The sequence below is a fragment of the Halopseudomonas litoralis genome (assembly GCF_900105005.1).
Classification (GTDB): domain Bacteria; phylum Pseudomonadota; class Gammaproteobacteria; order Pseudomonadales; family Pseudomonadaceae; genus Halopseudomonas; species Halopseudomonas litoralis.
On sequence record NZ_LT629748.1, the window covers coordinates 3,061,849 to 3,073,953 of the forward strand.

The 12,105-nt window shown below is 60.3% G+C and carries 9 protein-coding genes; 6 read left to right on the forward strand and 3 right to left on the reverse strand.

Going from position 1 to position 12,105, the window contains the following annotated elements:
• Positions 1 to 245 precede the first annotated feature (245 nt).
• Both hemB and ppk1 read left to right on the forward strand, forming a co-directional pair.
• Positions 246 to 1,256, forward strand: a complete 1,011-nt coding sequence (gene hemB, locus BLU11_RS14685) for a porphobilinogen synthase (RefSeq protein WP_456237238.1) — start codon at positions 246 to 248, stop codon at positions 1,254 to 1,256.
• A 16-nt stretch (positions 1,257 to 1,272) separates the two neighbouring features.
• Positions 1,273 to 3,495: a polyphosphate kinase 1 gene (ppk1, locus tag BLU11_RS14690; protein WP_090274632.1), complete on the forward strand. Its 2,223-nt coding sequence runs from the start codon at positions 1,273 to 1,275 to the stop codon at positions 3,493 to 3,495.
• Here the strand turns inward: ppk1 and ppx are convergent.
• Positions 3,474 to 4,979 (reverse strand): exopolyphosphatase, encoded by a 1,506-nt coding sequence (gene ppx / locus BLU11_RS14695; protein WP_090274634.1) that lies wholly within the window; start codon positions 4,977 to 4,979, stop codon positions 3,474 to 3,476. The genes ppk1 and ppx overlap by 22 nt on opposite strands.
• Before the next feature lie 182 nt (positions 4,980 to 5,161).
• Here ppx and trxA point away from each other — a divergent pair, with 182 nt between their 5' ends.
• From trxA to BLU11_RS14715, 4 genes are all read left to right on the forward strand, one after another.
• Positions 5,162 to 5,488, forward strand: coding sequence for a thioredoxin TrxA (trxA, locus tag BLU11_RS14700; RefSeq protein WP_090274636.1), 327 nt, complete (start codon positions 5,162 to 5,164; stop codon positions 5,486 to 5,488).
• 208 nt (positions 5,489 to 5,696) lie between these two features.
• Positions 5,697 to 6,962 (forward strand): transcription termination factor Rho, encoded by a 1,266-nt coding sequence (rho, locus tag BLU11_RS14705; protein WP_090276536.1) that lies wholly within the window; start codon positions 5,697 to 5,699, stop codon positions 6,960 to 6,962.
• A 158-nt stretch (positions 6,963 to 7,120) separates the two neighbouring features.
• A complete protein-coding gene (gene ubiD / locus BLU11_RS14710) occupies positions 7,121 to 8,587 on the forward strand; it encodes a 4-hydroxy-3-polyprenylbenzoate decarboxylase (protein ID WP_090274638.1) in 1,467 nt (488 codons plus the stop codon).
• On the forward strand, positions 8,587 to 9,552 hold the full coding sequence (locus BLU11_RS14715) for a 2Fe-2S iron-sulfur cluster-binding protein (protein ID WP_090274640.1): 966 nt from the start codon (positions 8,587 to 8,589) through the stop codon (positions 9,550 to 9,552). Before ubiD ends, BLU11_RS14715 begins: the two co-directional genes overlap by 1 nt.
• A gap of 98 nt (positions 9,553 to 9,650) precedes the next feature.
• Here BLU11_RS14715 and BLU11_RS14720 read toward each other — a convergent pair whose 3' ends face one another.
• Together BLU11_RS14720 and BLU11_RS14725 are read right to left on the reverse strand one after the other, a co-directional pair.
• Positions 9,651 to 10,889 (reverse strand): heme biosynthesis HemY N-terminal domain-containing protein, encoded by a 1,239-nt coding sequence (locus BLU11_RS14720; protein WP_157718695.1) that lies wholly within the window; start codon positions 10,887 to 10,889, stop codon positions 9,651 to 9,653.
• A complete protein-coding gene (locus BLU11_RS14725) occupies positions 10,882 to 12,099 on the reverse strand; it encodes a uroporphyrinogen-III C-methyltransferase (RefSeq protein ID WP_090274646.1) in 1,218 nt (405 codons plus the stop codon). The genes BLU11_RS14720 and BLU11_RS14725 overlap by 8 nt, the downstream gene beginning before the upstream one ends.
• Positions 12,100 to 12,105 lie beyond the last annotated feature (6 nt).

Consider the following 12,105-nt stretch of genomic DNA (forward strand, 5'->3'; position numbering starts at 1 on the left):
GGTCACAACCAGGTCATAAAAGAGTCACAAACTCATGACATGCCCCAGCCTTGACGATGGCCTGGAGGCCCCGGTATCCTTGGGCTCCTCATCTCTTTTTGTCCTAAGTCATTCAGATCACACGGGCATTCCGTCATAATCTGGACGTATAAGGAAGGTCGAGGGTTCCCGCCACCCGTTCCGGCCCGTCCCGCCCGGTCTTCCCTTCATTCATCAGATCGGTGTTCCACACCATGGGAGTTACAGTGAGTCAGCCTGCCAATCGTCCGTTTCCCCTGTCCCGTATGCGTCGCTCGCGCAAGGATGAATTTTCCCGTCGGTTGATGCGTGAGAACCGACTGAGTACGGATGACCTGATCTATCCGGTATTCGTGCTCGAGGGCAGCGGCCAGCGTGAGCCGGTGGCCTCGATGCCGGGTATCGAGCGCCTGTCTATCGACCTGCTGCTGGAAGAAGCTGCCGAACTGGTCGAACTGGGCATTCCTGCCGTGGCACTGTTCCCGGTGACGCCGACCTCAGCCAAGTCGCTGGACGCTGCCGAAGCCTGGAACGCGGAAGGCCTCGCCCAGCGCGCCACCCGCGCATTGAAGCAGCATTTCCCGGAACTGGGCGTCATTACCGACGTCGCGCTGGACCCCTTCACCACCCATGGTCAGGACGGCATCATTGATGAGCATGGCTACGTGCTCAACGACATCACCGTCGAGGCACTGGTCAAGCAGGCCCTGTCCCATGCCGATGCCGGCGCTGATATCGTCGCCCCGTCGGACATGATGGATGGACGCATTGCCGCGATCCGTACGGCGCTGGAGTCAGCCGGGCACATCAATACCCGCATCCTGGCCTATTCAGCCAAGTATGCCAGTGCCTACTATGGCCCATTCCGTGACGCGGTGGGCTCGGCGAGCAACCTGGGCAAGGCGGACAAGGCTACCTATCAGATGGACCCGGCCAACAGCGATGAAGCCCTGCACGAAGTGGCTCAGGACCTGTCTGAAGGTGCCGACATGGTGATGGTCAAGCCAGGCATGCCCTATCTGGACATCGTTCACCGGGTCAAGGAAGTGCACAAGGTGCCGACCTTCGTCTATCAGGTCAGCGGCGAGTATGCGATGCACCAGGCAGCGATCGCCAACGGCTGGCTCAGCGAGGCCGTCATCATGGAGTCGCTGACCGTGATCAAGCGCTCGGGGGCGGACGCCATTCTCACCTATTACGCAAAACATGCCGCGCGGCAGCTGCGCGGCATGGAATAACTCTCCAGAGGACAATATGCGGGACACCAACAACGAGGTAGAACGACAGACCGAGTCGACCCCGGCGCAGCCGGCCGCCGCTGCCACGGCACGCCGGGATGCTTTGCCGGTAGTCATTGCACCGCCGGAACTGGCGGAAGTAACGGTACCGGCGGCCGACATCAATGCGCCGGAACTGTACATCCATCGTGAACTGTCGCAGCTGCAATTCAACATCCGCGTGCTGGAACAGGCGCTGGATGAGTCCTACCCGTTGTTGGAGCGCCTCAAATTTCTGCTGATCTTTTCCAGCAACCTGGATGAGTTCTTCGAAATCCGCGTCGCCGGCCTGAAGAAGCAGATCACCTTTGCCCGCGAGCAGACCGGCCCGGACGGGCTGCAGCCGCAGCAGGTGCTGAGCAAGATCAGCGAGATCGCGCACCAGGAGGTCAGCCGCCAGTATTCGATTCTCAATGACGTGCTGCTGCCGGCGCTGGCCAGAGAGAAGATCCGCTTCATCCGGCGCCGCCAGTGGACCTACAAACAGACGCTGTGGGTACGCCGCTTTTTCCGCGACGAGATCGCACCGATCATCAGCCCGATCGGCCTGGATCCGACGCACCCGTTCCCGCTACTGGTGAACAAGAGCCTCAACTTCATCGTGCAACTGGAAGGTGTCGATGCCTTTGGCCGTGATTCCGGCCTGGCAATCATTCCGGCGCCGCGCTCGTTGCCCCGTCTGATCCGCGTTCCCGATCAGCTGTGCGAGGATGGTGACAACTTCGTTTTCCTGTCGTCGATGATTCACGCTCATGCCGATGATCTGTTCCCCGGCATGAAGGTGCTCGGCTGTTATCAGTTCCGGCTGACCCGCAACGCCGACTTGATTGTCGACCCCGACGAGGTCGACGACCTGGCCCGTGCTTTGCGTGGTGAACTGCTGTCGCGCCGTTACGGCGATGCGGTGCGTCTGGAAGTCGCCGACAACTGCCCCAAACCGCTGTCGGACTTTCTGCTCAAGCAGTTCGGCCTGAGCGAGTCGGAGCTGTATGAGGTCAATGGCCCGGTCAACCTCACCCGGCTGTTTTCGATTACCGGGCTGGACAGCCATTCCGACCTGCAATTCCCGCCGTTCAGTCCCGGCATCCCCAGGTTGCTATCCAGCGCCGACAACCTGTTTCAGGCGATCCGCAAACAGGACATTCTGCTGCTGCATCCCTACGAGTCTTTCAGCCCGGTGGTTGATCTACTGCGCCAGGCCGCGCAGGACCCGAACGTGCTGGCCATCAAGCAGACGCTGTATCGCACCGGCGCCAACTCGGAGATGGTCAATGCGCTGGTCGAGGCCGCGCGCAATGGCAAGGAAGTCACTGTGGTGATCGAGCTGCGCGCGCGCTTCGATGAGGAGTCCAACCTGCAACTGGCCAGCCGCCTGCAGCAGGCCGGTGCGGTGGTGATCTACGGCGTGGTCGGCTTCAAGACCCACGCCAAGATGATGCTGATCCTGCGCCGCGAGGACAAGGACCTGCAGCGCTACGCGCACATGGGCACCGGCAACTATCACGCTGGCAATGCCCGCCTGTATACCGACTACAGCATCCTGACCTCGGATCAGGCCCTCACCGAAGATGTGCACAAGCTGTTCAACCAGTTGATCGGCATGGGCAAGGCATTGCGCATGAAGAAGTTGCTGCAAGCGCCCTTCACGCTGAAGAAGCGTCTGCTGGAGCTGATCAACCGTGAGGCGCTGGCGGCCCAGGCCGGCAAGCCGGCGCACATCATCGCCAAGGCCAACGCCTTGACCGATGCCAAGATCATCAAGGCGTTGTACAAGGCATCACAGGCGGGGGTAAAGATCGAGCTGATCATTCGCGGTATGTGCTGCCTGCGGCCAGGCATTCCGGGTGTGTCGCATAACATCACTGTTCGCTCGATCATCGGGCGCTTTCTGGAGCACAGCCGGGTCTATTATTTCCTCCAGGAAGGGCAGGAGCAGATCTGGATGTCCAGTGCCGACATGATGGAGCGCAACCTGGATCACCGTGTGGAAACCTGCTTCCCGCTGGAAGGCAAGAAGCTGATCAACCGCGCCAGACAGGAACTGCAGACACATCTGATCGACAACACCCACGCCTGGATACTGCAGCCCGACGGCAGCTACGTACGCTGTACTCCGACCGGTAACCAGATCCCCCGCAGCGCCCAGAATACGCTGCTGGAGAAGCTGGCCAGCTCGCCTCAGCGTACCGTCAACGTATAACCGATCTTCGCCCAGTACTGTGACTCCTGGGCGAAATCGGCCTTGGTGAGCGGGTTTTCCTTCAACCAGCCCGGCGGAAAACGCAGCGTCAGCTGCGTTTTCCTGGCCTCGGCCTGCAGCTCGGGCATTTCCTGAAAACCGCGGATATGGTGATAAAGAATCGCCAACCGCAGCAACATGCACAAGCGACGCAGCGGCGGGCCTTCCTCGCCCAACTCGGCCATGCGCTCCTCTCCCGGCAGGTTGCGCCGGTGACCGCGCACCAGCAGCGCCATCGCCTGCTGTTCCTGGTTTGAAAACCCCGGCAGGTCGGCGTGCTCGATCAGATAGGCGCCATGCTTGTGATACTGGCTGTGCGCGATATCCATGCCGATTTCGTGAACGCGCGCGGCCCAGCTCAGCAGATCGGCGTGTTTGCCATCGGTCAACCCCCAGGGCTCTGCCACCTTGCTCAACAGACTCAGCGCCTTGTGCTCGACTCGGGCTGCCTGTTCGGCATCGACATGGCTGCGCTCAGCCAAGGCGGACAAGGTCCGCTCACGCACATCCTCGTGCTCGCGGCGGCCGAACAGCTCATACAGCACACCTTCGCGCAGCGCCCCTTCCGACAGATCCATACTCTGCACGTGCAAAGCGTCAAACAAGGCTTCCAGAATAGCCAGCCCCGCGGGAAGAATGGGCCGACGGTCAGCCTTGAGCCCCGGCATGCTGAGCTTGTCCACATGATTGGTCTTGAGCACCTTGCGCTTGAGCCACTGCAGACCCTCGCGGTGAACCTCGCCATTGCTCTGACCACCACCGCGCAGACATTGAGCAATGGTGCGAATGGTGCCGGATGCCCCCACGGCTTCCTGCCAGCCCACACGCTGGACGCTCTGCTCGATCCGCATCAGCTCCAGTCGCGCAGCGGTATACGCTTGTTTATACCCGGCGGCGGAAATACGCCCCTCGGCAAAAAATTGCTGGCCGTATGAAACACAACCGAAATGCAGACTCTCGCGCAGCACGGACTCAAACCGCTCGCCGATGATGAACTCGGTGCTGCCACCGCCAATATCCACCACCAACCGCTTGCCGGCATCGTCGGCCAGGGTGTGCGCAACGCCGAGATAGATCAGTCGCGCCTCTTCCCGCCCGGAAATCACATCGACCCGGTGACCGAGCACATCCTTGACCCTGTTGATGAAAACATCCCGATTGCGCGCCACACGCAAGGTATTGGTGGCGACAATGCGCACCGCGCCGGTGGGCAGACCATTGATCAGCTGGGCGAAGCGCCGCAAGCACTCCACTCCACGCTGCATGGCCTCTTCACTGAGGTTGTACTGCTCATCCAACCCGGCGCCCAGCTGCACTTTTTCACCGAGCCGTTCGAGGATCCGAATCTCTCCATGGTCCACGCGTGCCAGCACCATATGAAAACTGTTGGATCCCAGGTCTATGGTCGCCACCAGCGGAAAGTCCGTGTGTTCTGTCTGCGCCATGCGTATCCCCTATGTATGATCGGGGAATATTAACTCCCAATTTCCACCATTGCCCGCATGCTGCGACAAACTGTGCAATAAAGGATCTGAATCGCTGCGCTCTGTTGACGTTTCACACCGGCGTAGGGTGATGCTATCATCCACTTCATTGCAGTTGGCGAACCTATTTCCTGGAGAAACTCATGAGTGATTTGATCGTGCACGTCACTGACGGCAGCTTCGAAGCAGAAGTGCTGAAGGCCGACGGCCCTGTCCTGGTTGATTACTGGGCTGAATGGTGTGGTCCGTGCAAGATGATTGCCCCCGTTCTGGATGATATTGCTCGGGATTACGAAGGCAAGCTCAAGATCTGCAAGCTGAACATCGATGAGAATACCGACACTCCGCCAAAGTATGGCGTACGCGGTATCCCCACGCTGATGCTGTTCAAGGATGGCAATGTAGAAGCGACCAAGGTCGGCGCCCTGTCCAAGTCTCAGCTGGCCGCCTTTCTCGACAGCAATATCTGATTCATCAGATGTCCCCGGCACGCCGGGGACGCACTTTTCTTGATCAAACATATAGACGCCACCGCGAAGCGGTGCTAGATTTACTTTCCAACTCCCTGTCGCACCCTGCGGCAATGGCTTCCCTACTTGCCAAAATCCATCGCCCCATCCTCACATGGCGGCTGTCACCAACCCCGTCCTGCCGAAAGACGCACAACTCACCGAACCTATGAACCTGACTGAACTCAAGCAAAAACCTATAACCGAACTGCTGGAAACCGCCGACCAGATGGGCCTCGAGAACATGGGCCGATCGCGTAAACAGGATGTGATCTTCGGCATCCTGAAGAAGCACGCCAAAAGCGGTGAAGATATCCACGGCGATGGCGTACTGGAAATTCTGCAGGACGGTTTCGGTTTTCTTCGCTCGGCTGACTCTTCCTACCTGGCCGGTCCCGATGACATCTATGTCTCCCCCAGCCAGATTCGTCGCTTCAATCTGCGTACCGGCGACACCATTGCCGGCAAGATTCGGCCACCAAAGGATGGTGAGCGCTATTTTGCGCTGCTGAAGGTCGACTCGATCAACTTCGACCGTCCGGAAAACACCAAAAGCAAGATCCTGTTCGAAAACCTCACCCCCCTGTTCCCTGATGATCGTCTGAAAATGGAAGCTGGCAATGGCTCCACGGAAGATCTGATGGCGCGGATCATTGATCTGTGCGCCCCGATCGGCAAGGGTCAGCGCGGTCTGCTGGTGGCACCGCCCAAGGCCGGTAAAACCTTGATGTTGCAGAACATCGCCTCGAATATTGCACGCAACAACCCCGAGTGCCACCTGATCGTGCTGTTGATTGATGAGCGTCCGGAAGAAGTGACCGAGATGCAGCGCACCGTGCGCGGCGAAGTGGTCGCCTCGACCTTCGACGAGCCACCGAGCCGTCACGTTCAGGTCGCCGAAATGGTCATCGAGAAGGCCAAGCGCCTGGTCGAACACAAGAAGGATGTGATCATCCTGCTCGACTCCATCACCCGTCTGGCCCGCGCCTACAACACCGTTATTCCGAGCTCCGGCAAGGTGCTGACCGGTGGTGTTGATGCCCACGCCCTGGAAAAACCCAAGCGTTTCTTCGGCGCCGCACGGAACATCGAGGAAGGCGGCAGCCTGACTATCATCGCCACCGCATTGGTGGATACCGGCTCGAAGATGGACGAAGTGATCTACGAGGAATTCAAGGGCACCGGCAACATGGAGATCCACCTGGATCGAAAGATTGCCGAGAAACGTGTATTCCCGGCGATCAACATCAACCGCTCCGGCACCCGTCGTGAAGAACTGCTGACCAGCGAAGACGAGCTGCAGCGGATGTGGATTCTGCGCAAGATTCTGCACTCCATGGACGAAATAGCCGCTATCGAATTCCTGTTGGATCGTCTGAAAGACACCAAGACCAACGATGAATTCTTCATGTCGATGAAGCGCAGCAAGAACTGATCCAGCTGAACATGGCGAGCGGGCGCTGCCCCTCGCCGTGGTTTGCCTTTTTGCAGCACCCCCGCAGTCGGTATGATGCCGCATAACACACCCCATTCATGGGCGGCGCGGCTGAAACCAAACAGCTTGCCGCTTGAAGCTTGAGGCTTAAAGCTGCCATGCAATACTCCGATCTTCGAGATTTCATCAAGGGACTGGAACAGCGCGGTGAGTTGAAGCGCATCCAGACACCCGTATCACCCATCCTGGAAATGACCGAAGTCTGCGACCGTAGCCTGCGCAAGGGCGGCCCGGCTTTGCTGTTTGAAAACCCCACTGGATTCGGCATGCCGGTACTCGGCAATCTGTTCGGCACCCCCGAGCGCGTCGCCCTGGGCATGGGTGCCAACGATGTCAGCGAACTGCGCGAGATCGGCAAGCTGCTGGCCTACCTGAAGGAACCTGATCCGCCGAAGGGCTTGAAGGACGCCTGGTCCAAGCTGCCGCTGGTGAAGAAGGTTATTTCCATGGCCCCCAAGGTGGTGCGCGATGCGCCCTGCCAGGCAACCGTGATCGAAGGTGAGGATGTGGATCTGTCAAAGATCCCGGTTCAGACCTGCTGGCCCGGCGACGCCGGCCCGCTGATCACCTGGGGGCTGGTGGTCACCCGTGGTCCGAACAAGGACCGGCAGAATCTGGGCATCTACCGTCAGCAGGTGATCGGCCGCAACAAGGTCATCATGCGCTGGCTCAGCCATCGCGGCGGCGCGCTGGATTTCCGTGAGTGGTGCGAGAAGCACCCCGGTGAACCCTTCCCCGTGGCCGTGGCGCTGGGCGCCGATCCGGCAACCATCCTCGGCGCGGTAACCCCGGTTCCCGATACCCTGTCCGAGTACGCTTTTGCCGGACTGCTGCGCGGCCAGCGTACCGAACTGGTCAAGTGCCGCGGCTCGGAGCTGCAGGTTCCCGCCGGCGCAGAAATCGTGCTGGAAGGCGTGATCCATCCCGGCGAGATGGCCGATGAAGGCCCGTTCGGCGACCATACCGGCTATTACAACGAAGTGGACAGCTTCCCGGTATTCACCGTCGAACGCATCACCCAGCGGGAAAAGCCCATCTATCACAGCACCTACACGGGCCGGCCACCGGACGAGCCGGCAGTGCTCGGCGTGGCGCTGAATGAAGTATTCGTGCCTATCCTGCAGAAGCAGTTCCCGGAAATCACCGACTTCTACCTGCCGCCCGAGGGCTGTTCCTACCGCATGGCCGTGGTGTCGATGAAGAAGCAGTACCCCGGCCATGCCAAACGGGTGATGCTCGGCGTATGGAGCTTCCTGCGTCAGTTCATGTACACCAAGTTCGTCATCGTCGTCGATGATGACATCAACGTGCGTGACTGGAATGATGTGATCTGGGCCATCACCACCCGTATGGACCCCAAGCGCGACACCGTGATGATCGACAACACACCAATCGATTACCTGGATTTTGCTTCGCCGGTTTCCGGCCTGGGCAGCAAGATGGGACTGGATGCCACCAACAAGTGGCATGGTGAAACCACCCGGGAATGGGGCACGGCGATCGCCCAGGACCCGGCCGTGACGCAGCGCATCGACGCCATCTGGTCAGAACTGGGAATCGATTGATGAAAGTAACTCTTCAGCCGTCAGGGCATGTCATCGAGCTGTTGCCGGGCGAGCGCATCATTGACGCTGCCCGCCGTCTGGGTTTTGAGGCACCGCAGAGCTGTCGCAACGGCAACTGCCATATCTGTGCAGCCAATCTGATCAGCGGACGGGTATTGCAGAACGGTACCGAGCGCCGCGGTGGCGAACTGTTCACCTGCATTGCCGAGCCGCTGGAAGACTGCGAAGTGCAGTGGGAAAACGTACTGGCACCGGACGAACTGCCGCTGCGCAGCCTCGCCTGTCAGCTGGTCGATATCCAGGATCTGGGTGGTGACGTCAGCCAGCTGCAGTTGCGTATTCCGGCGGGCAAGCCGCTGCGCTATCACGCAGGGCAGTATCTGCTGCTGGAGCGTTTCGATGGCGAGCTGTCGGCTTTCTCCATCGCCTCTGCGCCCGACGAAGGACGCATTCTTGAATTGCATATCCTGACCCGAGAGCAGAACACGCTGGCGCTGGTCGAGCATATCCGCCGGCAGGGCATGGTGCGCATCAAGGCACCCTTTGGCGATTGCTGTCTGCCGCGTGTGCCAGACAAGCCGGTAGTGATGATAGCCGCCGGTACTGGATTGGCGCAGATGCAGAGCCTGACCCAGTTCTGTCTACAGGCAGGTTTTGCGTTGCCGCTGCATCTGTATTGGGGCGTACGCCAGCCCGAGGACCTCTACCAGCCACCGCACTGGGCAGACTGGCAACAACAGCCCAGCCTCTATCTGCATCAGGTAGTCAGTGATGTGCCGGACTGGGGCGGCCGTCAGGGCATGCTGTCCGAGGCGGTATGCGAGGATCTGGCCAACCTGGCCGACTATGAGTTCTTCCTGTGCGGCTCACCGGCCATGGTTTACGGCACCCTGGATGCTCTGCTGGCGGCAGGCGCCGTGGAGCAGCAGATTCATTCGGATGTGTTTGCCTACGCGCCGCGCTGAGTCATATCTGACGAGTCGGACTGGAACCCTTCCGCTGATGGGTTCTCCGATGATTCCCACGCAGAGCATGGGAGTCATCGACACCGAGGGACGGGGTATTATCGTAAAGCCTTTGGCTGCGGCAATTCCGGCAGATCATGCACCATCAGCGCAAAACCCTGACGCAGCATCTTCTGGCTGGCCTGGTGCTCACCCAGATGCTCCAGCAGCCTGACCAGTTCGGCGCAGGTCTGGATATCCCGGCGGCTGGCGAAACTCGCTTCAAAGTATTCCCGCGCCTTGCCCCACAGGCTGTTACGCAAGGCCAGCCTGCCCAGCGACAGCAATAGCGTGGCATCCTGCGGGTGATCGGCCAACCAATGTTCGGCGGTATCCAGCTGACGCGCCGGATCGGCACCGCGCACCAGCCCGTAGATATGCACTAACCGGTCGTTGTAACCCTGGGCCAGGGTTTCACGCAGGACTTTCTCCGCATGCACTTCGGCACCGGAAGCACGCAGCTGCAGGCAATAGGTTTCGATCAGCGCCGTGTCCTGCTTCAGCGGCTTGGGTAGACGCTCCCAGACCGTGCTTACCGGGTTGGCCTCGCCGGTAGGCAAACTCTGGCCGCGCTGTCCCGCCTGGGTCAGCAGCGCAATGTAAACCTGCCGTTCCAGCGCCTGCTGATCCGCCTCGCTATACAACTTGTTGCGATGCAGCTCAGGCAACAACTGCTCCAGCCGCTCCCAGTCTTCCAGGCGCAGATACAGCTGCCCCATGAGCTTCAAGGCATACAGGTGCTTGGGGTGTTCCTTGCGCACGCGGGTCAAGGTCGCCAACGCCTGCTCCAGTTGGCCGCGGGAGATCTGCAGCTGCGCCTGGGTGACGGCGATGGCGACGTCGGCGTTGGGGGTGGTTTCGTAGGCTTCACGCAGCAGCTTGTCAGCCTCGCGATAATCCTCCAGTTCGTGTGCGGCACGGGCCGCCGCCAGATAGTTGATCAGCGGCTGTTCGGCATGCGGCGCGGCACGGCGCAACAGGCGCAAACTGTTGGCCCAATGCCCTTCAGCAAACTCCAGCAGCCCGCGGGTGGTGATCTGATTGGCGCGGCGGGCTCGGTTGTGCCGTGACCAGGGGTTGACCCGGCGACTGGAGGCATTGATCAGCCGCACCACCGCCCGTAGCAGTACCAACAACAGCCAGAGTGCCAGCAGAAAGCCGAGACCGACCCAGACGCTGGTTTCGATCGACATGTTGCGCCAGGCAATCAGCAGGTAGCCAGGGTCCTCGGCCACCGCCATGCCCAGCAACGCTGCAATCAGTAGTACCACCAGCACCGCTACATAGCTTTTACTCATCAGCGGTCTCCCCATTGCCTACGGGGTTCCTGCGACTCTGAATATAGGCTGCAAGTCCCTGCTGCAAGGGAGCCAGGTCCGGCGGCGTCACGCTGACCCGCTCATTGCTGAGTTTGAGCAGACGGCTCTGCATGGCGCGAACCCGCGGGTTATCCAGCTCGAAGAACTGTTCCAGCATATCTGCAGCGCGCTGCAGGGTGTCCTGATAGATCTCACCTTCGCCGCGTAGTACCGCCCACTGCGCCTGTTCCAGCGTCAGTTGCAGAGTACGCCTGATCCGCTGCATTTCGGCATCATCCAGCAGGGGAGTAATGACCTTGCCGCGTTGGAAGTCGACCCGCACATAGCGTTCCAGACGCATCAGCATGCGCTCACCACGGGTGCGGCGGGCCAGTCGATCCTCGAACTCCTCTTCAGGCGTTACCTCGTTCGGATCAAATACCGGCACCGGCAACGCGGTCAGATCGATAACCTGGTCGTGTAGCGCGCCCAGCTTGAGAAACAGCCCGGAACGGTCGACCAGCGGCTGCGCCTCCAGCTCGGTCTGGTAACGTGCCAACTGCTCGCGCACAGCAAATACACCACTGTCGGGCTGGGCCTGAAGGATATGATCCACTGCTTCCAGCAACTGGCGTGCAGAGGCCACGTCCTGGGCTGCCAGCAGGCGTAGCGAGGCCAGGCGCAACAGGTATTCGGCCTCGGCCAGCTTCCAGTCTGCCCGAGCATCACCCTGCAAGGTATCCAGGCGCTGGCTCAGGGCCTGCTGGCTACGTTGCAGATCAGATGTGAGCCGTTGGAACTGCTGCCATTCGTCGCTGGACGGCAATCCCTCCAGCCGTTGTTCAGCGCTGCGTTGATTCTGACTCTGCATGTTGCGCAGCTCGATGAGCTGGTTATCCAACTGCACCTGCCGGCTCTGCTCCAGCTGCTGCGCCTGATACCACTGCCAGCCGGACAGTCCCAACGCAGCCAGCCCCACCAACAATGCCAGCAGCGCTATACCGCGCCCTGGCCCCCCTCCGCCAGAACTGCGCGTCGCCGGTTTAGTCGGTGGCGCCTTGGGTGGTGGCGTTGAACTGCTGCCAGCGGCCCTGTCGGTATTGTTGGTCGATGGCTTCCCGGTTGCCGGACCCGCGGTCGTTGCCGACGCTGGTGCAGTATCCGTGGAGGGTTGGCTGGTGCCTTGATTGTTGTCTTTTGTCGGTTCCACGCGTTT